A 24736-nucleotide genomic window follows, 5' to 3' on the forward strand; every position below is an offset into this window, starting at 1 on the left:
GCGAGACAAAATGGAGACGGACTTTTTACCACCGCACTTAAGAAAATACGTCGTAGAACAACACTACGAAAAGTACACTCCCGTGGATCAAGCTGTATGGCGCTATGTTTTGCGCCAACTCAAAGCCTTTCTTTCAAAACACGCCCATGAATGTTACGTCGAAGGTCTGCAAAAAACCGGTATCGACATCGAACGCATTCCGCACATTGATGATATCAGCAAAAAACTTCAAGAGTTCGGCTGGAGAGCTTTGCCCGTGAGTGGATTTATTCCGCCAGCAGCGTTTATGGAGCTGCAATCCTTAGGAGTGTTGCCGATCGCCTCTGACATGCGAAGCTTGGATCATCTTCTTTACACTCCGGCACCGGACATCGTGCACGAAGCTGCGGGACACGCTCCGATTTTGATTCACCCGGAATTTTCTGAATATCTTCGTCAATATGCCCAGATCGCGAAAAAAGCGATTATCAGCAAAGAGGATTTGGATCTTTACGAAGCCATTCGTGAACTTTCTGATATCAAAGAAAGTCCGACCTCGACACCTGAACAAATCAAAGCGGCTGAAGACACGCTAGAGAAAGTGGGAAAAAGTATTTCCCATATTTCTGAAGCCTCTGAACTTTCTCGCATGAACTGGTGGACGGCGGAGTACGGTCTTATTGGTAAACTAGAAAATCCAAAAATCTTTGGAGCCGGTTTACTTTCAAGTGTCGGTGAATCCAAATGGTGTTTGAGCGACAAAGTTAAGAAAATTCCTCTGACTGTGGACTGCATTAAAACGGGTTATGATATTACTGAACCGCAGCCCCAGCTTTTTGTCGCTTCGGATTTCAAGAATCTTTCCCGCGTGTTGGATGAGATGGCTTCGCAAATGGCCTTCCGCTTGGGCGGACTGAAAGGTTTAGAAAAAGCGATTCAAGCTCAATCTGTGAACACGGCCGAATTGAATTCTGGAATTCAAATTTCTGGACAAATCGTTGAAGCCATCACTGATGACAAAGGAGCTTTGGCGTACTTACGCTTGCAAGGTCCAAGTCAGCTATCTTACAGCGATCACGAACTTGCAGGTCACGATAAGAAATATCATGCTCATGGTTTTGGAACTCCGGTGGGTTTCTTAAAAGCCCGTCCTGATCAATGCCCGTCCACTTTTACTGAAATGGATTGGGCCGCATTGCATGTTGAGCCAGGCAAAAACACGCGCCTTGAATTTACTTCGGGTGTTGTTGTCACTGGAACGGTGCAAAGCCGTCTTGCAAAAAATGGAAAAACATTGGTCGTAACTCTTTCCGATGCAAAAGCGGAATTCAAAGGTCGCGTTTTGTTTGCACCTGAATGGGGAATTTTCGATATGGCTATTGGCTCTGCAGTGACTTCGGTGTTCGGCGGACCTGCGGACCGTGAAGCCTATGGCGAAACATCAGACTTTGTTGCTAAACGAGTTCCGATTCCAAAATACTCTGGCTTTGAACTGACAAGACACGATCACTATGGTGCTGTTCGCAAGATTCGCGAAAACCAGCTTCAGGGTGAAGAACTCACGAAAGCTTTGGAAAAAGTGGTCGACGCTCATCGCACGATCTTCCCAACAGACTGGCTCTTGTTCTTGGAAGCGTTGGAGATCGTGAATGTACGAGCACCCCATTCTCCTCTAAAAAAACAACTTGAGATGGATTTGGCAAATCTCTCTGAGCAAAGTGAAAAAAACAAAGGCCTTATCCACGATGGCCTTGCCCTGGCGGGAGCCCTTTAATGAAACGTCCTTTTGAAGTGCGCATTGTTCTGGTGCGCACTATTTACGAAAGAAATATTGGATCTACATCGCGCGCGATGAGTAATATGGGAGTTGAAAAACTTGTCTTGGTTGCCCCCGCATGCGAACTGACTTACGAAGCTCAACAAGCCGCTGCCACCGGGCAAACGGGTCTGCAAAATCGCACGACTTATGCGACGTGGAATGAGTTCCTGGAAAAAGAACCGGAAAGCATTAAGATCTGCTTCACCGCTCGTGATGGCAAAGGCCGCCAGGTGCGTGACATTGATGACGTGCTCACAGATATCGCGGATCATGCCCCGCAATTTCAAACTCAGAGTGATATCCCCGTGGTTATCCACTTGGTTTTCGGCCCTGAAGATTGGGGATTGTCCGCTGAAGATTTAGAACACGCCAACTTCTGTGCGTGCATTCCGACCTTCGGTGAAAACTGGAGTTTAAATCTGGCGCAGGCCACACTGCTTGGAATGTTCTCTTTGCGCAAGCAATGGGGCGGACAGCGCACGCAACTGGACGGCGGAAAACTCCGTCGCGCTCCTCAAGGAATCAAAGGCATTGATCCAGAAAAAACTTTGAAAATCTGGTTGGAAGAAATGGGTTTTGATCTGACTCGCCAAAGAAAGATCAACGTCTACACAGTTCTTCGTCGCATGCTTTTACAAAACACACCGACAAAAAAAGAACTGGTCATTTTAGAAACGGTCTTGCAACAAAGCATCCGCAAACTGCGCGAATGGAAAGCCTTCCAAAAACGAGAGCGCTAGCGACCTCCGGAGTCTTTTAAGACCTCACGCAAAAGACTTCGGATTTCTTGTTTTATTTGATCATCTTTTTTATCTACGAGATCACCAGTGACAAAGCGAAAAAGCACACTAGAAATAAACGTTTGATAAGGCATTCCCAACCTTTCGGACATAGTCTTCAACTCCGCAAGAACGACAGCATCCAAGCGAATGCTAATAGGAACTTTTGCAGCGTCAGCATCGACCTTTACTTTTTCACGTCTTTTCATTTTAGAAAAATCATACTCTTTTTTCATAAAAACCTTTTTCTAACGAAGTCGCTTTTCGAGCCGATATAATTCGAATACTCTTTCCAGAATGCCGCTCACAAAATACGACAACCAGAATTTTTTGAGCGGCAGAGTATCCAATGCGGATGAAACGCTCCTCATCTGCGCTATGAACCACGTCGTAAAACTCAAGGGCAAATGGATCCTGCCAAATCGTTTGAGCTTCCTCAAACCAAACACCGTGTTTACGATAGTTCTTTTGATTTTTCCTCTCATCCCACTCATAAATCATAATACACCATTTGTATGCTATTGTATATACCAATAAAACTTTGTCTTATTAGGCACTTAGCAAATGATGATCTGACCTATGAATCAACTCGCAAAGGGACAGATCCGCAGAGCGGATTTTAAGAAAATTTCTAGCACTGAACTTCGTCGGATTTGTTGGCTAAAAGGCCTTGGCAGTTCTGCGCAGTCAGACCTCCGCGCCGACACGACGTCGTATTCAAGCGCGGCGAGGACAGGATGTCCGCGTCTGACGAAGCGGAATTGCCAAGGCCTTTTAGCCAACAAATCCGCACCGAAAGTCACGTTTATAGAATCATGGTTTAAAGTTCTTTAGATTTAATTTCTTTAGGAATGAAACTGCGATCAACAAGTTGAGAAAGATCTATGGGTTCTGCAAGAAGTCCCGCTTCCACGGCCATGTCGTGAATCACTTTGATATCTTGATCTTCAGGAGTCAACATGCGGTAACTCACACGATCTCCAGGAGTAGTTAAAACATACTTCAGAAGTTTTTCATCTTGGCGATAATAGGGAGCGGCGACAGCGGCTGCTTTTTCACGGTGGGTTTCTGCCCACTCACCGCTTTCAGCAATTCCGGCTACAAGTTCTTTCACAATATCAGGATTGCTTTCTATAAGCTCTTCACTCACGATCAAGACGCATGAAATGAATTTCGGCCAAATATCCTTAGCGTGATAAAGAACGCGACCGACACCGTTGACTTCAGACTTTGCGGCATGGGGTTCGCCGACAAAGTAAGCATCGATGCCTTTGTTTGCCAAAGCCGCCGGCATTTCTGGCGGAGGTACTTCAACAAACTGAATTTTTTCTGGCTGGACGCCTTGATCTTTCATCAGTTTACGAATGACCAGGTATTGATTGCTGTAACGACTTGGGATACCAAATTTTTTCCCTTCAAGATCGCGCAGATTGTGAATGGCGGAATCTTTTTTCACCATCACTGTAGATCCATCACGATGGCCCAAATACACGATTTTGGCCTTCACACCTTGCTCGCGCAATTTCATCGCCATCGGAGCAATAAAGAAGGCCGCCTTCAAACGTCCCGCCTTAAAAGCTTCCGCCATTGTCGGGAAATCGGTAAAGCGTTGAGAAAGAAAACGATAATCAGGATTGCGGCTGGTCGCAAAGTCCGTGACAGGGCAAGTGAGATGACAAGTCACCGGAAGAAAGCCGACATCTAAAACATGCTTCGCGGTATTTTCAGAATTCTTTTTAATCTGATTGCGAATAACACCCAGGGCACCCAGAACAACAACCGTCAAAATGATTGCGATGATCCATTTTTTATTTTTCAATTTCTACCACCTGTTCAGTTTCAAACTTAAGATCCTGCCAAACACGCTCAACCAGATTTTCCGAGTGCTGATGAACTTCATAACACTTCTGGAACGTTGCGGGTCTTCCATTAAGAATATAAATCTTGTCCGTCAACGAAATCGCTTCAGGAATATCGTGAGTCACTAAGACCACGGCCATCGGATACTCTTTAAGAAGTTCCGCCATGTACTCACGAGTTTCGCGACGAATCAGGTAATCCAAAGAGGAAAAAGGTTCATCCAACAAAAGACCATCCGGCCGACCGATAAGTGCTCGGGCAATTTCAGATCTTTGGCGCAAACCTCCGGAAAGTTGGCGCGGATAAAAATGCAGAACACGTTTTAAATCTAAAAGACGAACCAGCTTTTCGAAATCAAGGCTGCGAGAGGTCTCGATTCCGCGCAGGCCCAGACGAATATTTTCTTCGACCGTCAACCACGGGAAAAGAGCGTTGCTTTGGTGCACACGGCGCCACAAACCTTTTTTACTAATTTGTCCAGACGATGCGGAATAATCTCCGGCAATCAAATGTAAGAGTGTCGATTTTCCACAACCACTGGGGCCGATAAGACTGAGAGTTTCACCCTCTGCAATTTGAAAGCTTATGTCTTTCAAAACAGCGTGTTGCGGATAAGAAAAGTGGATGTTTTTAAGATCGAGAAGAATTTTACTGCTCATAACTCCACCTTACATGCGACTTGCGGTTGAGTCTTTGCAGGCCGTAGTCGATGGCATGAGCTACCACGGCGATCACAATCATATTTAAAACTAAAAGATCCGTGCGCATGCCATTGCGTGCGTCGGAAATCGCAAAACCAATACCCTCTTTACCTGCAAGCATTTCTGCCGGAACTAAAACAATCCATGCGAGTCCTGACACCAATCTTAGTGATGACACCACTTGCGGCAAAACAGCCGGAAAAAGAATTTCGAAAAAATATTCCGAACCACTAAAGTGATAATCGCGCGCCAACTGATCGTAAACCTTCGGCACGTGAAAGACGGCATTCATCGTCGCAAATAACAACGGGAACATGCAGCCTAAGAAAATCAAAAAGATCACAGGCAAATCACCGATGCCAAACCAAATCACAGCAAAGGGAATCCACGCCAGTGGCGAAAGACTGCGGAAAAAATTAAGATACGGATAGAAAAAATGACGGAAGTGTTCGTTGCGACCCAAATAAAGGCCCAATGGAACTCCGACAAGAACCGCCAATAAAAATCCGCAAGCCCAACGATAGAGAGACGCCAGAAGATCTACAAACAAACGACCCGTGGAAATTTCGTGAGAAGTCGAAGCCAAAAAGTTTTTTAGATAAGGAAAAAGATCGTCGCGATATGCCTGGAGGTGAGATAACACTCCCCACAGCACAACCAATCCCACAAAGAAAAGCAGCGAATAAACCCGAGTCCACTTCATGTCGTGATCTTTTCATCATCGCTGACGAAAAACAATTCTTAAAGAAGATTTTCGCACGAGCGGATTTTGAGAGACTTGGGATCAAAAGAAAAGACAATATTCTCGTTGGAGCTTAAGTGCTTCTTCAAACAATAATAAAGCGGTCCCCGATCCACTTCCAGCGGCGAGGACACACTATCAAATTGAACGACGAAATTATTTTTAAGCGAATTCTTTTGCAGGCCAACGACCTTGCCGCTCAAGGCAAGATCTGCGGACGCTACAAAAGGAAGAAAAAGAAGGGAAAGCATTACCCCGAAATCAATTCCTCTTGGATTTTGTCTTCGGTCTCACGGATCTCGCGAAGTTTTTTGTCCAGCTTCGAAAGCGCCTGAGCCATACTTTGACCCAAGTCATTGAGTTCGTGAATACGCTTGAGAGTAATGTCCTCTTCCGCGCCGACCAGGCGTAAGCTTTCCAGCTTCGCCGAATTCAAATCGATTTCTTTAGAAAGAGACTCTAGCTTCTGATTAATTTTCTTACGATCCTCGACAAGGGCTTTTGTCATCTCACGGATTTGCTCCATGCCAAGGACTTCAAGTTTTCCGGTTTCAAAGACGTCTTCTTCTTTATCGCCTTGGAAGGCTTCCAAGAAAAGAGACCATTCGTTTTTGAGGGCTTTTATGATCGACCTACTACTGTCATCACCCATAAATATTAAAATACTCCTGCGCTCTTTGAGCGACTTGCAGGTTCATCGGCCTTGGGAATTAAGAAGTAACAGAGGCCGTAACCCAGTATCGCAACACCGAAAGTTATTAGGGCTAACAAGACAAAACCTGTTCTAACGAGGCCCACCTCGATGCGATATCTCCTAGCTATTCTAGCACACACGCCAAGAAGCTTTCTATCTAGAGCTTGGTCCAGTCTATCGACGCGGGGCAAACAAACAGCCAAGATCAAATAAAAGAGGATTCCAGTCCCAAACCATAGGACTGCAACCAACCAAATGACGCGCAATATCCAAGTTTCGATACCCAAAGCATCGCCTAGACCTTTGCAAACCCCGGCCAAAGCCCCGTCACTTGCACGAGTCCAGCGATAGTTCATGGTTTCAGTGGAATTTTGGGTCATTCAACGCTCCTCTACTTCAAAGTAAAATCTGTGTACTTATCTTACTTTGTCCAGGGGCTACTACAAGGTCCCCGTAATCATGAAGTCATTCCCGAAAGTCAGATAACGAGGATTATTCACATGGATTTTGTCCTTCATGGCAGAGATTCTTACCGTCTCGGTCCATGAACGAGAGCCCCCAGAGCCCATGATGATAGGGGCCTGGAACATATAAAGTCGATTTACAAGGTGGTAATTGACAAAAGAACTCGCGGTGAAGGCGCCGCCTTCTACCATGATCGAACGAATTCCTTTTGAATAGAGTTGCGCTAAAAGATCTTCAAGATCCAAATCGCCACCCACATTTGTTTTGATATAAACAATCTGTGGAGCCAGTGGCATTGTCGCCAAAGCTTTTTCCACTTGTTCTTTCAGATCCGCAGCCACGCACCAAAACAAATCCGTCGCGGCATGCACTTGAGAAAGTTTTAAGTCCGAAAAACGATGAAGGAGTTCGCCTTCTCCATCAACCACGACCACTTTGTTTTTTTTGTCGATCTCGGGATGACGAATATTCAAAGAAGGATTGTCGAAATCAATTGTGCCCTTCCCGACCAGAATCGCGTCATAACACGCGCGAAGATAATGAACGTACTCGCGGGATTCCGGTCCGGTGATCCACTGACTTTCGCCAGATCGCAAAGCCACTTGACCATCCAGACTGGAAGCCATTTTCAAAGCGACAAAAACTTTTTTCTCGCGGAAATTCCACAAGAAAGCTTCGCATACTTCTTCTAATCTGATTTTGATGTCGTGAGCTTCCGAAGTGTTCGGCGTGGAGAAAACTTCAGCTTCAATTCCCGCCTGACGAAGAATATCAGCACCTTGTCCCGCCACCAGCGGATTAGGATCAATCAAACCGAATGTTACTTTTTTCAGAGGAAGTTTCGCCATCATCTTTGCGCAAGAAGGAGTTTTTCCCTCGTGAGCACATGGCTCTAATGTCACAAAGACGTGAGCATCTTTAAGTTCTTCATTGGAAAGATTTTTCAGCGCATTTACTTCGGCATGAGGGCCGCCGTAAAACTCATGATAACCACAAGAAAGAAATCCTCCTTGGGAATCAAGGACCACCGCACCCACCAGAGGGTTCGGACTCACGCGCGTGGCTCCTTTATAAGCCTCGCTGATAGCAAGCTTCATCGCCTGCCCGTCAGTGAGCTTCGTTCCACGCGCTGGAATAAGAAGATCCTTGATAAGTTCCATGAATCCTTTACGTCAAATAACCGCGTTCTTTTTGATCGCGTTCAATAGCATCAAAAAGAGCCTGGAAGTTTCCGTCACCGAAACCGTCATGACCTTTACGTTGGATCAATTCATAGAAAATAGGACCAAACGTATTCTTAGTAAAGATCTGCAACAAATATCCGTGATCGTCGCCATCCACCAAAATCGCGTTCTTTTCCAAACGATTGAGGTCTTCAGTCACGTTCGGCACGCGGTCTGGCAACATCTCATAATACGAGTGTGGCGGCGGAGTGAGAAATTGAATCTCGCTGTTTTTTAGATTCTCAAGACTTGAAACAATGTCATTCGTCAACAAAGCCACGTGCTGAATGCCCGAACCTTTGTATTCATCCAAGTATTCTTGAATTTGTGATTTAGACTCTGTCGGCTCATTGATAGGAACAGAGAATTTACCACAAGGAGATCTCATCACTTTAGAAAGAAGACCCGTTTTTGCTCCACGGATGTCGAAGTAGCGCGCTTCACGGAAGTTAAAAACTTTCGTATAGAAATCACACCACTTGTCCATTTCACCTTTAGGAACGTTGTTTGTGAAATGGTCAATCACAAGGAAGCCAACACCTTTAGGCGCTTTGTCTTCCGCTTTTACTTGGAAAATTTCGTTGTAGAGTTTGTTTTGATTCTTGTCGTCCATGAAATAGATCAAAGAATCACCGATACCATAGATCGCCGGGAATGGAGTCGCACCTTTTTGATGATCGTTTCCTTCATAAGGACGACCGCCACGCGCCACCGCTGCTTGAAATGCTTTTTCAGCGTCCACAACACGGAAGCCTGTCGCACAAATAGAATTACCGTGAACTTTTGCGAACTCCGTCGCGAAAGTTTGGGGTTCACAATTCAAGATGTAGTTGATGTCGCCTTGACGGTAGAGCTTGATATTTTTTCCGTGAACTTGTCCGACTTCTTTAAAAGCATAACGTTTGAATACTTGTTCAAAGTAATGAGCGTCGGGACCGGAGTATTCGATGAAATCAACTCCGTTGAGTCCGATAGGATTTTGCTCTGTGATTTGAGCCATGGTTTCCTCCTAAGTCAGAGTAATCACTGCGATTATTCAATTAAATTTTGATCAAACACCCGAGACAGTAGCCCTATTTGTGCCGTTATTCAAGCAGGAATAAACTAAGGAATATCAAACACTTATCATAAAGAAACTGGTCCTCGCCCTAGCCACACGGGCGATTGGCAAATTAAAGCTGGGCAATAATAATCGAAATAACTTCACATTTGTTTATGAGAAGCCGATTTGATTTATAAGGGGAAGTAATGTCTAAACCACGCACACAAAAGAATCCCACTTGGTTCTATGTTGCTCTCGCGGTGCAGACTCTTCTTATCATCATGATTATCGGAATGCTCAAAGATCTGATGTGGATTTTCTAGTACTCCACATTCGATGAAAACATCACCCCGTAAGAATTAAATCCTCCGGTGTCGGCCTCGCGCGGGACCGAACTTAAATAATAAAGACCGAAAATGAATTCATTGTTTCGACGCTCCAGGGCCACGCCCGCTGTCAGCGAATTTGAATCCGCACTTCCGCTTCTGGCATAGGAATAACCCCACAGAGTTTCCACATCATTTGAAAATGAATTGCGGTATCCCAAGGCACCCGACCAGATTTCATCCGTCAAAAACTTTTCATTATTGGCATTATAGGAAGAGCTGGCCCCCTGATAAATCAAATCTAAATAGACATCATGGTTTGCAGAGAAAATAAATTCCTGGCCAAGACGGAATGAAAGTGGACTCGTCCCGTTTGGATCGTATGAATTATTTAATTCTTCAACTGTTGTCGGAGAACTTGAGTTCGTGCGAAAGCGCATCGTTGTCGCCGAAGACGAAAGATCCGCAAGCGCCTTCATCGAAAGACCCACATTCCAGTGGTCAGTCGCTTTAAAAAGAACTCCGGGAACAATAAAAAGAGAAACTGTTTTTTGCTCTGTCAGACTAAATGAGGTCACCGCCGTAACTCCCGTCTGAGAAGCCAGAGCATAGCCGTAACTTTTTTGCGTCTCTACCCCTATACCTGCCGAAACACCCCAGGAAAAATGCGGATGGATCTCTCTGGCCCAAGTCATTCCCGCGGCAAGCTCCTCATAATCCACGCGAAGCAAAGTTTTTATATTCACCCCGCTTTCTGAAGAGCTTGAACCCCCATAAATTTTAAACGAAGTCGGGTTGGAAATAAAAATCGCCATTGTTCCGTAATTTGTTGGATAGATTCCCGCAGCCAGAAGAGGACGTATCGACATTTCTTCTGGATCAACAGCATACTGAGAGACATTAAATTCCTGGCGCGAAATCGCATTCCCACTCACTGTCAAAGAGCTTTCTTTGTTTTGACGAAATCCCAATCCCGCAGGATTTAACAAAACATTTCCCGGAGATTCTGCCATGCCTCCACCTGCATTTGCCAAAAAAGCTTCGCGGTGACCGATCGGCCCGCTGTAATTAACAGCAAAACAAGTAGAGCCCGCCAGCAAAATTAGGAAAAACAAGTGAAGACGCATTTTATCTCTCAAGCTGTTTGTAAAAATCCAAAACTTTGGGATCAACAATAATGGACCGAGGACTCCAACCAATGAGATGCAATCCTTCCGAAGAACGCAGACGACTTAAAGCCACGTAAGCATGTCCCGGCTCCCACAAAGAACTTAAGTCACACCAAAGATCATCCAGTGTGGCTCCTTGGCTTTTATGAATCGTTGTTGCGTAGGCCAATGTCAGAGGGAACTGAATCACTGAGGCCATGATATTGCCTTCAGCATCTTGCAAAGCAAAAGAAGCTTTATCGACTTGCACTTCGCGGCCATTGTCTTTTTTAACCGTGATTTTATCAGTCTCGATATCCGTGATCACACCACGCGTGCCATTCACCCAGCGTTTTTGCGGATCGTTTTGCAGGAACATCACACGACAGCCTAATTTTAAAATCAGTTTCACAGGTACGGGGGCTGTCTTCATCAAGAGCTCGATGTGTTTTTCAGAACCAAAATAAATCGAGTCGATCGTGACTTCTTCTTCGTCAAGCTCCATCAGCTTCTTCTCGTTAAATTTTTCGGCGTAGATTTTTCTGCCAAACAGTCTTGTGCCCGGATGATCTTCATCATGCTCTTGAATATGTTCGTTCAAAAAATCACGCACGCGCTCGCTGGATAGTCCATGACGGACATCGGCCAGCACGTCGAGGAAAAGATTGTCGGAAACTCTTTGGTTGTGGGAAAGCATGGAGGTTTGAAATCCACTTTGCTTCCAAACCGCATTGATAAAACACCAATCGCGTTGGCCCGACTGAGTCACCGGTGGAAGTTGCGCAAAGTCCCCAACCGAGATAATACGCATGCCTCCCCAAGGAAGTTTTGATTCACGGGCTCTTTGTGCCAAGGCTTCGGCAATCATCAGGGCTTGTCCTGGGATCATCGAAATCTCGTCAATGATGACGCCTTCGACTTTGCGCAGACGGGACATCAAGCGAGTTTCTTTAGAAGCTCTTTGATAAGTGGCATCGGGACCACCTTCCATAATTCCTAAACCAAAGAAACTATGAAAAGTGCGACCCCCCAAAAGAACAGCGGCCGCACCCGTACTTGCAAGGATCGGCATTTCTTTCGGATCAAGTTCTTTCATGAATTGACGGATTAAAAAACTCTTCCCACTTCCTGCGCCACCCGTCAGAAATACATTTTCTCCGGAACGAAGAAGTTCCAGAGCGTTGGCTTGTTCAGGAGAAAGATCAATAGGAGTTTTTGTCATGAATGGAACGATCATGCCATTTCATGATCGCCCCTACAAAGGAAATTGAAACAGAAAGTTTCAAAATTTAGCGAGAAAACTTACCATTCAACGTGATATCGCGCTGAGTGACTTCGCAGATTTCGCGAGGTCCGTGGCGTGGATCGCCCACTTCCCAACGACAATGGCGGTCATAAATACGACGGTCCAAAAGGCTGACGCGAATTGTGTTGTAGTTGTCAGCGAAAGACAAGACCACCTCACGTCCCTCTATCATACAAACGCCCGGATCAAAGTAGAATCCCGCAGATTCCACAGCGCCTTTGCGAGTGACATAAACCCACTTAAGATCATTCATGGAAGAACGGCATTCAGGCATAACCAAGCTGTCACCACGAGCATCTTTGTAAAGAAGAACAGGCTTGTTGCCTTCAAATGTGATCGTCATTTGACCACGACGGCCTTCAAAAGAACCGGAGTAGACGCCTTCCAATTTTTTTGCGCGCGCCAAATATTCGTCAGGAACTTCGCCATTTTCAATTTTAACAGTCTTACAAGCAGCCAAAGCTGTTGTTGCCAACAAAAGCAAAATAAAACGTTTCATCGATACCCCCATATATTTCGCTTACCGCGGATGAATGAGAGTGACAACTTTCCTAGACCCATAACGCCCTCGATCATTGTCCCAAAGCACTTTTAAATGCTTTAGAGCAGGATTACCATTATTAAACTATTCACCAACACAATGGGAAACACGTCATGCTTAAACTGCTTTTGATCTCAAGCCTTGCTCTTTCTGCTCATGCAAAACCTGCAAAGCCCGGAACTCCTTCGTCAGCTATTCCTGAAAAGCGGGAGTTTCCTCTCAACTCTGAAGTCAACGCTTGCGAAGATTTTCACAAATACGTTTGTTCGAAGGCCGAAGCTTCTTTCAAGTTGCGCGATGATCGCAGTATTCATCTTTTTGCCTTCAGCGATTCGCGCGAACGCCTTCTGGAAGTGAAAAAGAAGTTCATGAAAGAAATGCCTCTGAAAAAAGATCTTGATCCGCGCACGGAACAAATTCGCGATATTTATTTGTCGTGCATGAATTCTCCAGAAAGAGCGAAAGACGAAAAATCCGAAGTTACGCGCATGACGATGGAGGTTGATAAAATCAAAACTCCTGACGAGTTGATTAAGTACTCCCATGCCAACATTGGAAGAGGCCTTGGCAATATGGTCGCTCTTTGGGGCTCGCCCAACTTGGATGATCCAAAGAAAATGGATGCGATGCTGTATGCCAACTTCATGTTGCTTCCCGATCACAAGTACTACGAACAACCTGAGCTTATGAAAGAATACGAAAAAGTTTTGACGATATTCTTCCAGAACATTTATCCCAAGCTTAAAAAATCCCAGGCTCAAGCCAAAGCTCAAGGCGTGATTGATTTACAAAAAGAATTTATTAAAACTTACCCCGTAACAGCAGTTCGCCATCAACGTTGGAGCGAAAGACGCGTGAGCACACAGGCTGAATTGCTGAAGAAGTATCCACAACTTCAACTCAACTTGCTCTTTGATAAAATTCCTCCAGAATTGATCATCAATACGCCGATTCCGGAATCCTTTGATTTCGTGAATGCGCAACTAACAACGCGTCCTTTGGAAGTTTGGAAAGACATTTATCTTTACAAAGCCTTGCAAGATCAGATGGACGACGCTTATCAAAAGTTTTTCAAAGCAGGATTTAACTTTGAAAAGAAATTCTTCGGTGGACCCCAAAAACGTCCCGATCGCCAAGAGCGTTGCACAAGCATTGCCACTGACTACTTCATGAAAGAGTTGGATGCGGCTTTGGTTGATAAAGTATTCCCGAACTTTGACGAATCTAAAATCAATGAAGTGGCAGCGCGCATTCGCCAAAGTATTTTGGATGGATTGACGGCGAACACTTGGCTTTCTAAAGACGGCAAGAAAGAAGCTTTTGCAAAAATTAAAACCGCTCGTCTGCAATTGGTAAAACCCCACACAGATAAAGAGTGGGACTTCATGCCGTTGCGTAAATATTCACAAAACACTTACGTAAAAAACATCATCACTTACAACGAAGCTCGCTGGGAAAAAACCATGAAAGAGCTGCGCGAACCTGCAAACCAAGATGCTTGGGGCATGGGACCTTTGACAGTGAATGCATACTATAGCAGTAACGAAAATAAATTCGTCTTGCCCATTGGAATTTTGCAGTATCCTTTCTATGACAAAGACGGCTCCGTGATTGAAAACCTGGGCGCTGTGGGCGCCGTGATCGGACATGAGTTGGGTCATAGCATTGACGACAGCGGTTCCAAATACGACTCTCAAGGTCGTTTGAAGCAGTGGATGACGACGAAAGACATCATGGAGTTCAATCTTCGCGGTCAAAAAATGATCGATCAGTTTGCTCGCGCTGAACACGACGGAAAGTTAACTCTGGGCGAAAACGTTGCCGACCTCGTGGGCCTGACATTTGCCTACAATGCCGCGTTTCCGCAAGGCAAGGGCACTGTGGAAGATAAAAAGAGTTTCTTTGTCGCCTATGGACGTCTTTGGTGTTCAGTGACTCGACCGGATTTTGATAAGCTCATGAGAAAAACAGATCCTCACGCGGCGGGCTGGGCTCGCATCAATGAGCAGGTCAAACACCAACCGGCCTTTGCCGAGACCTTCCAATGTAAAGAAGGTGATAAAATGACCTTACCTCAAAAAGACCGTGTTCATATCTGGTAAAGTTCTTTGGGAGTCGTTTTAATTCACAACGGCTCCTTCTGTTCCAGGAAATCCCTACGAACGTCAGTTCTAGAGCGGCGCCCCTTCCGCAAACCTGCCCTTGCTGTAATTTCCGGCAGATGTTAAGGTAACACTCTTGGCTGCGGCGCAGGAGGAATCTGTGACAGTGAAGTTCGTAAACTTCGAAACAAAAACTGAAAACCCTCATTACGAGGGCGTGTTTGACATCGCACCGGCTGAACTTCAGCAAACGATGTCGAACGTAAAAATGATTGATGTTCGTCAACCTGATGAATATGTGGGTGAATTGGGGCACGTACCCGGTGCTGAGTTGATCGTGCTCGACACTCTTCCTGATCATTTATCTAAATTACCTAAAGACCAAACCGTCGTCTTCATCTGCCGCAGTGGCGGCCGCTCCGCAAAAGCCACGGCTTATGCGATGATGAATGGACTGACTCAAGTTTATAATATGCAAGGTGGAATGCTACTTTGGAATGACCTTCAGCTTCCCGTTGAAAGATAAGAGAAATATGCCTGGAAAAGTATTTGTAAATAGAACGTTGAATCTAAAAAAGATTCGTTACATTGGTGTCGACATGGACCACACATTGGTCCGCTACAACAGTGAAAATTTTGAACGCCTCTCTCACACAACAATGATCGAAAAATTGATCAAACGCGGTTATCCGGAAGCTTTGCGCAAGCTGACGTTTGACTACAACTACGCGATTCGTGGTCTTGTGATCGATCGCAAGATGGGAAATCTTTTAAAGCTCAATCGCTACACGGCGATTCGTGCGAGCTACCATGGTTTGAAACCTTTGGATTTCAAAAGCCATCAGAAGCTTTACAAATCAACTTACATTGATTTGAGCAACTCGGATTATTTGGCCGTGGATACTTCATTCTCCATTTCTTTGGCGAATTTGATCGCACAAATCGTTGAATTGAAGGACACGGATCTTGCCAACAAGTATCCGGAGTATTCACAAATTGCCGATGACGTTTTGGATGCCTTGGATGAAGCTCACCGCGACGGCTCTTTGAAAGAAGTTGTAAAAAAGAATTTGGATCACTACATCATCAAAGATCCACAGCTGGTGGCGGGTCTTGAGAAATTCCGCCGTCATGGAAAAAAGATCTTCGTTTTGACGAACTCGGATTTCCATTACACGAAGTTGCTTTTGGACTATGCGATCCAACCGTTCCTGAAAGAACACAAATCTTGGCAGGATCTGTTTGAGTTTGTGATCACTTTTGCCTCTAAGCCAAAATACTTCTATGAAAATCAAAAGTACCTTCGCGTAAATCCTGCGGACGGCACTATGACAAACATGGAAGGCAAGCTGACTCCGGGAATCTATCAAGGCGGAAATGCGAAGAAATTCACAGCCGATCTTGATTTGGCCGGAGACGACATTCTATACATCGGGGACCATATCTACGGCGACATCCTTCGTTTGAAAAAGGACTGTAACTGGAGAACCGCGATGGTGATCGAAGAACTCGACATCGAAGTGGATAACAACAAGAAGGCAGAACCTATCAATCAAGAAATCGAAGTCTTGATGAAAAAGAAAGAGCCTCTTGAAGACGAATTGACGGAGTTGATGACTCGCAGAATTGAAAAAGCAGTGGACGTCAGCGAAACGCAGATTGAAACTTTGCAAAAAACAATTTCGGAGATCGACGCGCAAATCAGTCAGCTCATCAAAAAGCAGCAACTGATGTACAATGGTAACTGGGGTCAATTGATGAGAGCTGGTAACGAGGAAAGTTACTTCGCATATCAATTGGATCGTTATGCCTGCGTGTACATGGAAAAACTGGCAGATCTTTTGGATCTTTCGCCAAGAACTTATTTCCGTGCTCCACGTCGTCCATTGGCTCACGAGTTGTACTAAGGGAATCTAAAACAATAAAAAAGGGGAAAGGCCAAAAACCTTTCCCCTTTTTTTTAAACCTGTTTTCTTTTATCGAGCTGTTTGCTCAATCCAAGTTGTTGCTTCATTTACTTTTGCATAAACACCTGGTTGACCGGCACGAGCACATCCGTTACCCCAGCTCACAACACCGATTAAAATATTCTGACCTGTCACGTCTTTAGCGACAAGGGGCCCACCGCTGTCTCCTTGGCAAGAATCTTTGCCACCTTGAGAATAACCCGCGCAAAGCATGCGATCCGTGATGGCGTTTTTATAGTTTTGGTTGCACACATCATGTGGAACCAAAGGCACGTCTACTTTTTGTAAGCGTGATGGTGTTGAGTAAGAATCTTCTTTCATCACTCCCCAACCTGCAACAGTCGCCATGATTTGATCAGAGCCTGTTGGAATTGCAATTTCAGTCGTGTTAATCGCAATCGGCTCAAACTGAGAGTCTTTAGAGAGTTCAATCAGTGCAAAATCGAAATCCGCGTTGTTGTCATCGTATTGAGGATGTGGAATCACGCGCTTAGGACGGATGTTCTCTGCCTTTGAAGCATTTCTTTGATCGTGAAGACCAATCACCACATTTTTAATTGAAGAGCCTTTCACACAGTGAGCTGCTGTCAGTACCCAATTCTTTTTGATCAACGAAGCGCCACAAAAGTGACCGCCGAATGAGCCGTGCAAAGAGACGATGAATGGAAACTCCCCCGCTGTTGCCTCCACGCCTCCGACGATTTTAGTTTGAAAATCGTTTGTTGATTTCGCGAACGATGTTGATGCCGCAAAAATAAGAGCGATCATCACAAGATGATTCATTAATTTCATAAAAACGTTCCCCCTTTAATCAGTGTCCTGTTTGATGTGCACTTCGACAAAGAAAAGCAGCTGAATCCCGACATAGGTCCACGCAGTTTTTGGGGTCAGCTCCCCACTTGCCCACCGCGCATGGCTATATTGTCTTTTGATTTCAATTACTTATAAGTCTTTTGAAATTCCCCTACTACACATAACTTAGTACTTTACATTACACAGTACCTAGCATAATTTAGTACCGAAAGGTTGAGGCAGGTATGAACGCGCAATTTAAAAAAGGTGTCCTTGAGCTCTGTGTCCTCACCATGATTGGGCGCAAGGATTATTACGGATATGAGTTGGTCGAAGAGATTTCCAAAGTACTGGAAATCTCGGAAGGCACTCTCTACCCCATCCTTCGTCGCCTAACGGAGGAAAAGTATTTTGAAACTTATTTGCAGGAGTCTTCTGAAGGACCGCCGCGCAAATATTATCGAATTACGAAACTGGGTAAAGAGTTTCAAAAAGATCAGTTCAAGCAGTGGATGGAATTTAATCAACAAATTGAAAAATTAATCAGTAGGGAAATCACATGAACAAGCAAGAGTTTTTAAAAACACTCAAAGAGGAGCTTGAACGAAACAACGTTCAAAATGTTCAAGACATCCTTTCTGACTATGAAGAACACTTCAATCATGGTCTGAGCAAAAGAAAAACCGAAGAAGAAATCTCGGAAGGCCTGGGCTTCCCGGCAACGATTGCCAAAGCCTACAAAACAGAAAGTCTCATCAGTGAAATCAAAAATCCGGAAAAAGGATTTCAATGGAGTTTGGCTTTCAATGTGATCGGCCGTCTTTTGGTGATCGCTCCATTTAACTTTATCGTTTTATTTATTCCGGGAGTCGTGATCCTGTCCCTCCTTGCATCCGGTTGGGCAGTATCCGTGGCGATTGGTTCAGTCAGCCTTGCCATGCTCTCGCTGCTACCCACGCTCGGCACCCTTTCCGTCAATGCCTGGGCGTGGGTGGCAGGCATCTCTACCAGCATGGGACTTTTCGGTATGGCGGTCCTCGGCGGTATGGTGATGTTTGTTATCACAAAGTACGTCGTCCTAGCTGTTATTAGTTATCTTCAGTGGAACCTTAAATTCGTTTTACAAAAGTAGGAGTTTAAAATGAGTCTCTTTACAAAGTTTTTTATCGCATTTGCCGTTTGGACCGTGGGCTTTTTAGGTCTGGCAGCCTATGCCGGAGAAAAAGCCTTTCAAAATGATCCGCAATTGATTTCAAAGATCGAGGATAAATTCAACGTCAGCATCCGCATGGGCGGCATGTCCAAAGGTTACGGCGTTGGTCCCGCTGCTCACGATAAAACACAAGACACTTGGAACTTTGCCCCTCCCGCAAAAAAAGTGACATTTAAGTCTTTCAGCGGAAATTTTTCGATCAAGAAATCCGCAGGAAATGAAATCAAGATTTCCGCAACTGGGAAGCTTGATAAAAACGTGGCTCCCCGTTTGCTTGAAACAGAAGTCAACAACGATGAGCTGACGGTTCGTGAGCCTGAAAACAACGCTGTCAAAGATCTTGAAGTGCAAATCGAAATCCCAGCTTCTTTCACAAGCACTGTGGACGTGTTGACTGTAAGTGGTGACGTGACTGCGGAAAATCTGAACGTTCAAGATCTTGATCTTAAAACCGTTTCAGGCGAAATGACTTTGAATCAAGTTACAGCGAAAAATCTGGCGGTGAAAACCGTTTCTGGAGACTTCAAAGCCGAAGCTTCTTCCATCACAAGGCTTGAAGGCAAATCTGTGAGCGGAGATCTAGAAATTACAAATACGACTCCATCGAACATCGACTTTACGTCGGTATCAGGAGACGTCAAAATGAAACTAGCCAAAGCGGATAAAACCCATTTTTCTTTGAAGTCTGTTTCAGGTGATATTCATAACCGCCATGGCAGCGACAAAGGCGGCGAATTTAAAGTCACTATTTCCACAACAAGCGGCGATATCGAAATCGAATAACCAGACAAGGAGTCTGCATCATGTTTAAAATACTTTTCTTTATGTCCGCTGTCTTGGTCGCAGCGGCTCTGGCAAACGCGGAAACCAAGGTGGGTTTCGTGGACGTCACAAAAGCCATCCAGGGAACTTCCGCTGGAAAAAAAGCCAAGACAGAAATGGAAACCCAGTTTAATAAAAAGAAAAAGGAACTGGAAAAGAAAGAAGCGGATCTTAAAAAATTGGGTGAAGACCTAGAAAAGAAAAAATCCGTTCTTTCTGCGGAGGCTCTAAAAACCAAACAGGGCGAACTGCAAAATGAAATAATGAAGTTTCGCGAAGAACTCGCCAGCAGCCAATCTGAAATTCAAAAAAAGAATCAGGAGCTGACAGCACCAATCATCGAGAAACTTCAAAAGGTGATCGCTCAGGTTTCAAAAGAGAAGGAATACTCTTTGGTTCTGCAAGACACGCAGACCATTCTGTTTGCCAAACCTGAACACGATCTCACGGAAGACGTGATCAAGGCTTTTGAAAAAGAAAAGTAATAGAAAAAACTTCCATAGGAAAAAGGGACCTGATACCTTTTTCCTATGAAGAAGTGGATCTTGGGTCTTGTCGTTTTATTCGCCGTTGGTTTTGTTTCTTACAAAGCGGGACAACGCTCCCTCCCCGCCGCTCAAAGTGCCGAGCAAATCGAAGAAAAAGTTAAAACAGATTTGATCGAGCTGACTCGCCAAGATTTTGAAGAATACCAAAATCTCAAATCCCTTGAAGACCGTTATAAAAAAGCTGACGAGATTTTAGGAAAGATTGTCACTGTCTTCCTAGCAGATTTAGGTCTGCGCCTTGGATACAAACCGACAAACCCCGCTCTCTTAGATGCCGCTTGCGCTATCGCCGCACCAACCCCTGTCGTCTCGGCAACACCAGCGCCAACTTCTGCACCGCCGATGTCGCAAGAAACTCCGACGCCCACGCCGACACCCAATCCTCGAGCATGGACACGGGGGGAGTACCGAGTGACAAATGCACAGGACGAAGCGGAAGCCTTGGAAGAACTTCGCAAGCTTGAAATCCCTGATCTTTTTTCAACCCTCAAGGAATCAAAGAATCTTAGCACTCGGGAAGCTTTAGATATTGATGGTCACTTTCAGGGCGAAATTTCTTTCTTTGATCGCAAGGCCCACAAATCGGACTGGTACATTGAGTGGCAAGTTCAATACCGAAGTGCCACCAAAGAAGGGTCTTCTTACATCGCTTTGACACGAAAATCCGATGGCAAAACATTCAGTCGCACGCGCAGTGGAACTGGCAAAGGCTTGGTGACTGATAATTTTATGAGACCTGCTGGCAGTCGCGCCATGATCGTGAATGTCTATGGTGATGACGGCTACATTCAAATCTATCCACTCGGAAATAAGAACACCTGGGTCGGAAACTATTATGAAAAAGCAAAACTTGGCGAATACAAAATGGTCGGCCAAGTCCGACTTAATAAAGTTGATTAGTCAGGTTAATCCGTCACCTTCACAGTTTTTTCTTCATTTGAATTTTTTAAACGTAAAGACAGGGTCTTCACCAGGGCTTTAGACCACGCAGGTTTTGAAAACAACACGACATCAAAATAACTACTCGGAATTTCGATCAACTCACAATCCGTCAAACTCATCACTGAGGCAGACCTGACTTCGCCGTTGATGTAAGACATCTCGCCGACAAACTCTCCAGCTTGAATCTGTCCCAAGACCACTTCTTGGCCTTGCTCTTGTCTATAGGCTTTTAGTTTTCCTGACTTCACCAGATAAATGTAATCACCTTTGTCGCCTTGCTTGATCAAAACTTCATTCGCCGCCAAGAAACGCAGACGATAGTGAGAGTTCTCGACGAAAGAAATCCAATTCAAGGCCCGGGTTAAAGCTTTCACCAAGGAGCCCTCTTTCAAAGGACGCTCTAAAAACTGCACTTGTCCTGTGACCACTTGATCGACGAAACGCTCCGGCTCGAATGGCTCCGTCGTAAGAACAACTGCGATACGATCTTTGCGGTGAAGAAGTTTTTCCGTCACATCAAAGGCACTCATCTTTTGAATATTTGTATCGAGCAGCACCACATGAGGCGTGACGTTTTCACTCTTAAAAAGAGCCTCTATTCCGTCCGTCGCAGAAAAAACCGTGGCGTTTTGAAAATGGCTTTTGACAACTTCTTCTAAAGTCGCAACGTCTTCGGGGTTGTGTGAGGCAATTAAGAAAACTTTCTTACTTTCGAGATCCGACATAGTTCACTGATCCTTGGTGCTACGTAGACCTTAATAGTAAAATTTAATTTGAATTATTCAAAGACTGAAATCGCTTTTAGACCTTGGATGAGATCATTACCAATTTAGCATTTCGCCATCGCGGAAGAATCCGCCATTGGGTCCACCTTTTGACAAAGTAGCTGCCCACACAATGCCCTTGATTCCTTGTTCTACGGAACGATCCGCGTTGGGGCCTCCCATATCTGTGCGCACCCAACCTGGCGACACCGAATTCACGCAGATATCACTATCTCCGACTTCAGAGGCGAAAAGATTTGTGACCATGTTAAGCGCTGTCTTGGAAATACGATAGGCAGCCGATGCCGTCTGAGATTCTGAAAGCTGGCCCATGCCACTCGAAACATTCACGATGCGACCATAGCCCTCTTGTTTCATTAAAGGGAAAATCTTTTGTGTCAGTAAAAAGGGTCCCAAAGTGTTCGTTGTGAACGTTTTTTGAATTGTCGATGCTTTGGTTTTAAAGAGAGACGAGTTACCGCCATCTTCACTATCAATCAAGATTCCGGCATTATTCACAAGCACATCGACGAAACCAAATTCTTTACGAATCTGCTCAACGAAATCGTTGATACTTTTTTCCTGAGACTGATCCAGTTTCATCGCCACAACATCAAGGTCTTTCATTTTAAGACCGTTGATTTGTTTTTGTGCTTTCTCAGGATTTCGCATCGCCATGATGACCTTAAAGCCTCGTTGCGCCAGGGCTTCGCATGTTGCTAAACCCAGGCCTCTATTTGCTCCAGTAACAATGGCGATCTTCTTCACTTGCGAACTCCTTAGTGAGGACGAGGAACTGGTGTTTGGTGATCTACGGGAACTAAAACTCCTGTCGACCAGTTTTTTGCATCGATCACACACTCACAAGAAATCACGCGCCAACGCTCGATAGGAAATGCATACACAGTTTCTACCCAACCCCAGCCATTCCAATCAATCACACGACGGTAGCCATGGCCAATGCCTTGACGAACAGAGCGTGTTTCGCGGTGGAAAGTCAAAAGAGGATAGTGCAATTTCAATTTTCCGTCTTCAGTCAATTGCGCTTGAGCTTCTTCATCAAACACACAGCCGTAAAAACCATCAAGACTGCGCAAACGACCTTGCAAAATTTCACCAGGACGCACATCGCGATCCGTCGGCACGCGGAATTCAAAGAAATAATCTGAAGGAGCCCCGTTGTAGTAATAGCTGCGCGTATTCAGAGTCAAACGACCATTGAACTCGACTAAACGAACTGTGGCCTTGCCATCTTCACTCATCCAAGTGCCTTCAAGATTGCTTCCCGCTTGCGCCGAAAAACCAACCAAAGACATCAAAGCCATTGCGATCCATTTCATTTTCATACGTTCCCCCCTATTTTGAACCGGCGTTTCTGTTGAGCAGGATGAGATAATCTTTGCCGCCCGTTTGTTCCATCATTCCTGAATATTTTCCGTCTTCAAATTTCTTGCGGTAAGTTTTGCGCGCGATGTTTTGGATCATGCAACCCAACGCTCCGGTGCCCGCAAGATCCTTGCCTTCTTCCAGCTCACACTTCGGTTCAAAGAACTGCTCTTGTTCGCGTGTCACTGGAAACTTCGTCACGGAAAAACTGACGATGTCGAGTTTGTACTCGTCTTTCAAACGATTGGCAGGGTTTTTCTTCAATAATTGCGAAGAATAAACGTTTGGCACAATGGCTGCGACCCGCAAACCTTCAGCCCGCGCCTTTTTCACGCCTTCAACAAAACGATCCATTTCAGCTTTAATATCAATGCGCATGTTCGAGCTAAAAAGCTCAACGTAAGGAAGCATCGGCTCAACGACGATAACGTCGTATTTTGATCCGGGCTCCTGATTCGCTTCAAAGAAACCGCGCAACAGCTCCATGTCTTCAATCTTATTTGGCGTCACTCCCAACAGAACAACAGGAGCTTCTTTGACCTCCAAACGAAGTCGTTCGTAAACGCCTTTACCTAACTCTTCTGGAGTGTGAACCTGAGAAAATTTGATCTTAGGAATCGACTGCGGTTGAATCGAAAAATTCATCGCAAAATAGATACCTAGAGCGATAACAGCCGTGGCGCAAATCCAATAAAAGTACTTCATGGGCGAGAACTTCGCTTAGTTTAGCTATTAAGTCTAGCTCCTGGCGCGGCATGGCAATGAGCGTTGAAATCTGGTAGAATTATGTTAGTTTGCGGGCATTACATAAGGACTTGATCTCTTACCAGACAGGTACCCAATTATATGAAGGCGACAAACACGTTATCTCCTATTTCCTATCTCTTGATTGGCTCTGGCCGCGTCGCCCGACACCTTGGCCATTACTTAAATTTGTTAAATATCAGTTTCGAATCCTGGGACCGCTCCCAAGATCCTCATGCTTTGGCTCGCAAAGTTTCTGCAGCCTCTCATGTCCTGCTCGCAATCAGCGATAGCGCCCTTCCAGGTTTTTATCGTCAGCATCTCGCGGGTCATGAAAAAGTGGTCGTGCAATTTTCTGGAGCCCACCATTTTGAAGGCATGATTTCAGCGCATCCTTTGATGACCTTTGGGCCTGAGCTTTACGATTTAGAGTTCTATAAAAAAATTCATTTCACACTAACAGGTGCAAACTCTTTACCAGAGATTTTTCCCTCTCTTGCGAATTCTTATTCAGTGATCGAAGTTTCACAAAAAGCTCTTTATCATTCGTACTGCGTTTTGGGAGGCAACTTTGTCACATTGCTAGTGAGCAAAATGCTTTCCGGTTTTGCTGAAATGAAAATTCCCTCTGAGGCGGCCGAGGTCTATCTTGAGAAGGTGCTCGCAAACACTTTTGCGGATCCTGCGAAAGCCTTGACCGGTCCTTTGGTGCGTAAAGATATCGAAACAGTAAATGCAAATTTGCAAGCTTTGAAAAACGATCCCTATCACGAGATCTATCAAGCTTTTCTAAAAACTTATTGGCCCGAGTATCCGCGAAAGTGAGGCCCT

At 45.0% G+C, this 24736-nt stretch carries 28 protein-coding genes; 11 read left to right on the top strand and 17 right to left on the bottom strand.

Annotated features, from left to right (window positions below; translation table 11 throughout):
• Positions 1 to 10 precede the first annotated feature (10 nt).
• On the top strand, positions 11 to 1753 hold the full coding sequence (locus ACL934_RS17925; RefSeq protein WP_413612694.1) for an aromatic amino acid hydroxylase: 1743 nt from the start codon (positions 11 to 13) through the stop codon (positions 1751 to 1753).
• Complete coding sequence (locus ACL934_RS17930) at positions 1753 to 2538, top strand: RNA methyltransferase (RefSeq protein WP_374075878.1); 786 nt, start codon at positions 1753 to 1755, stop codon at positions 2536 to 2538. Before ACL934_RS17925 ends, ACL934_RS17930 begins: the two co-directional genes overlap by 1 nt.
• Here ACL934_RS17930 and ACL934_RS17935 read toward each other — a convergent pair.
• From ACL934_RS17935 to ACL934_RS17990, 12 genes are all read right to left on the bottom strand, one after another.
• Positions 2535 to 2813, bottom strand: a complete 279-nt coding sequence (locus ACL934_RS17935) for a BrnA antitoxin family protein (protein ID WP_374075880.1) — start codon at positions 2811 to 2813, stop codon at positions 2535 to 2537. The genes ACL934_RS17930 and ACL934_RS17935 overlap by 4 nt on opposite strands.
• Positions 2797 to 3078, bottom strand: a complete 282-nt coding sequence (locus ACL934_RS17940; RefSeq protein WP_374075882.1) for a BrnT family toxin — start codon at positions 3076 to 3078, stop codon at positions 2797 to 2799. Before ACL934_RS17940 ends, ACL934_RS17935 begins: the two co-directional genes overlap by 17 nt.
• 319 nt (positions 3079 to 3397) lie before the next feature.
• Entirely contained in the window at positions 3398 to 4396 is a 999-nt protein-coding gene (locus ACL934_RS17945; RefSeq protein ID WP_374075884.1) for an ABC transporter substrate-binding protein, read from the bottom strand.
• Positions 4386 to 5096, bottom strand: a complete 711-nt coding sequence (locus tag ACL934_RS17950) for an ABC transporter ATP-binding protein (RefSeq protein WP_374075886.1) — start codon at positions 5094 to 5096, stop codon at positions 4386 to 4388. The genes ACL934_RS17945 and ACL934_RS17950 overlap by 11 nt, the downstream gene beginning before the upstream one ends.
• Positions 5086 to 5841, bottom strand: a complete 756-nt coding sequence (locus ACL934_RS17955; RefSeq protein ID WP_374075888.1) for an ABC transporter permease — start codon at positions 5839 to 5841, stop codon at positions 5086 to 5088. Before ACL934_RS17955 ends, ACL934_RS17950 begins: the two co-directional genes overlap by 11 nt.
• A gap of 289 nt (positions 5842 to 6130) precedes the next feature.
• Entirely contained in the window at positions 6131 to 6532 is a 402-nt protein-coding gene (locus ACL934_RS17960) for a hypothetical protein (RefSeq protein ID WP_374075890.1), read from the bottom strand.
• 5 nt (positions 6533 to 6537) lie between these two features.
• The gene (locus tag ACL934_RS17965) at positions 6538 to 6954 is read right to left on the bottom strand and encodes a PspC domain-containing protein (protein ID WP_374075892.1); all 417 of its coding nucleotides are present in this window, start codon (positions 6952 to 6954) and stop codon (positions 6538 to 6540) included.
• A 60-nt stretch (positions 6955 to 7014) separates the two neighbouring features.
• Positions 7015 to 8199, bottom strand: a complete 1185-nt coding sequence (gene ribD, locus ACL934_RS17970; protein WP_374075894.1) for a bifunctional diaminohydroxyphosphoribosylaminopyrimidine deaminase/5-amino-6-(5-phosphoribosylamino)uracil reductase RibD — start codon at positions 8197 to 8199, stop codon at positions 7015 to 7017.
• Between the two features lie 7 nt (positions 8200 to 8206).
• A complete protein-coding gene (gene hppD, locus ACL934_RS17975; RefSeq protein ID WP_374075895.1) occupies positions 8207 to 9262 on the bottom strand; it encodes a 4-hydroxyphenylpyruvate dioxygenase in 1056 nt (351 codons plus the stop codon).
• Positions 9263 to 9623: 361 nt separating this feature from the next.
• A complete protein-coding gene (locus tag ACL934_RS17980) occupies positions 9624 to 10757 on the bottom strand; it encodes a hypothetical protein (protein ID WP_413612695.1) in 1134 nt (377 codons plus the stop codon).
• Between the two features lies 1 nt (position 10758).
• Positions 10759 to 12015: a DEAD/DEAH box helicase gene (locus ACL934_RS17985; protein WP_413612696.1), complete on the bottom strand. Its 1257-nt coding sequence runs from the start codon at positions 12013 to 12015 to the stop codon at positions 10759 to 10761.
• Positions 12016 to 12067: 52 nt separating this feature from the next.
• Positions 12068 to 12583: a hypothetical protein gene (locus ACL934_RS17990; protein WP_374075899.1), complete on the bottom strand. Its 516-nt coding sequence runs from the start codon at positions 12581 to 12583 to the stop codon at positions 12068 to 12070.
• Between the two features lie 155 nt (positions 12584 to 12738).
• Between ACL934_RS17990 and ACL934_RS17995 the strand changes: the two genes are divergently transcribed.
• From ACL934_RS17995 to ACL934_RS18005, 3 genes are all read left to right on the top strand, one after another.
• On the top strand, positions 12739 to 14727 hold the full coding sequence (locus ACL934_RS17995; protein WP_413612697.1) for a M13 family metallopeptidase: 1989 nt from the start codon (positions 12739 to 12741) through the stop codon (positions 14725 to 14727).
• Between the two features lie 160 nt (positions 14728 to 14887).
• The gene (locus ACL934_RS18000; protein WP_374075901.1) at positions 14888 to 15253 is read left to right on the top strand and encodes a rhodanese-like domain-containing protein; all 366 of its coding nucleotides are present in this window, start codon (positions 14888 to 14890) and stop codon (positions 15251 to 15253) included.
• Between the two features lie 7 nt (positions 15254 to 15260).
• Positions 15261 to 16634: an HAD-IG family 5'-nucleotidase gene (locus tag ACL934_RS18005; RefSeq protein WP_413612698.1), complete on the top strand. Its 1374-nt coding sequence runs from the start codon at positions 15261 to 15263 to the stop codon at positions 16632 to 16634.
• 69 nt (positions 16635 to 16703) lie between these two features.
• Here the strand turns inward: ACL934_RS18005 and ACL934_RS18010 are convergent, their stop codons facing one another.
• A complete protein-coding gene (locus tag ACL934_RS18010; protein ID WP_413612699.1) occupies positions 16704 to 17486 on the bottom strand; it encodes a S1 family serine peptidase in 783 nt (260 codons plus the stop codon).
• Positions 17487 to 17731: 245 nt separating this feature from the next.
• Here ACL934_RS18010 and ACL934_RS18015 point away from each other — a divergent pair, with 245 nt between their 5' ends.
• The 5 genes from ACL934_RS18015 to ACL934_RS18035 are packed head-to-tail and all read left to right on the top strand — an operon-like array spanning position 17732 to position 20969.
• On the top strand, positions 17732 to 18049 hold the full coding sequence (locus tag ACL934_RS18015; protein ID WP_374075903.1) for a PadR family transcriptional regulator: 318 nt from the start codon (positions 17732 to 17734) through the stop codon (positions 18047 to 18049).
• A complete protein-coding gene (locus ACL934_RS18020; RefSeq protein WP_374075904.1) occupies positions 18046 to 18618 on the top strand; it encodes a DUF1700 domain-containing protein in 573 nt (190 codons plus the stop codon). Before ACL934_RS18015 ends, ACL934_RS18020 begins: the two co-directional genes overlap by 4 nt.
• 9 nt (positions 18619 to 18627) lie before the next feature.
• Positions 18628 to 19482, top strand: coding sequence for a DUF4097 family beta strand repeat-containing protein (locus ACL934_RS18025; RefSeq protein WP_413612700.1), 855 nt, complete (start codon positions 18628 to 18630; stop codon positions 19480 to 19482).
• Between the two features lie 20 nt (positions 19483 to 19502).
• Complete coding sequence (locus ACL934_RS18030; protein ID WP_413612701.1) at positions 19503 to 20006, top strand: OmpH family outer membrane protein; 504 nt, start codon at positions 19503 to 19505, stop codon at positions 20004 to 20006.
• A 45-nt stretch (positions 20007 to 20051) separates the two neighbouring features.
• Entirely contained in the window at positions 20052 to 20969 is a 918-nt protein-coding gene (locus ACL934_RS18035) for a hypothetical protein (protein WP_413612702.1), read from the top strand.
• Between the two features lie 5 nt (positions 20970 to 20974).
• On the opposite strand, the gene ACL934_RS18040 is transcribed toward ACL934_RS18035, so the two are convergent.
• The 4 genes from ACL934_RS18040 to ACL934_RS18055 all read right to left on the bottom strand — a co-directional run bounded on the left by ACL934_RS18040 (position 20975) and on the right by ACL934_RS18055 (position 23866).
• Entirely contained in the window at positions 20975 to 21736 is a 762-nt protein-coding gene (locus tag ACL934_RS18040) for a cyclic nucleotide-binding domain-containing protein (RefSeq protein WP_413612703.1), read from the bottom strand.
• A gap of 96 nt (positions 21737 to 21832) precedes the next feature.
• The gene (locus tag ACL934_RS18045) at positions 21833 to 22543 is read right to left on the bottom strand and encodes an SDR family NAD(P)-dependent oxidoreductase (protein WP_374075909.1); all 711 of its coding nucleotides are present in this window, start codon (positions 22541 to 22543) and stop codon (positions 21833 to 21835) included.
• 11 nt (positions 22544 to 22554) lie between these two features.
• Entirely contained in the window at positions 22555 to 23121 is a 567-nt protein-coding gene (locus ACL934_RS18050; RefSeq protein ID WP_413612704.1) for a hypothetical protein, read from the bottom strand.
• A gap of 10 nt (positions 23122 to 23131) precedes the next feature.
• Entirely contained in the window at positions 23132 to 23866 is a 735-nt protein-coding gene (locus ACL934_RS18055; RefSeq protein WP_413612705.1) for a hypothetical protein, read from the bottom strand.
• A gap of 141 nt (positions 23867 to 24007) precedes the next feature.
• On the opposite strand from ACL934_RS18055, the gene ACL934_RS18060 reads away from it, so the two are divergent.
• Positions 24008 to 24730: a DUF2520 domain-containing protein gene (locus ACL934_RS18060; protein ID WP_374075912.1), complete on the top strand. Its 723-nt coding sequence runs from the start codon at positions 24008 to 24010 to the stop codon at positions 24728 to 24730.
• Positions 24731 to 24736 lie beyond the last annotated feature (6 nt).

Origin of the sequence: Bdellovibrio sp. HCB-110 (assembly GCF_047323225.1) — a bacterium.
Lineage (GTDB): Bacteria > Bdellovibrionota > Bdellovibrionia > Bdellovibrionales > Bdellovibrionaceae > Bdellovibrio.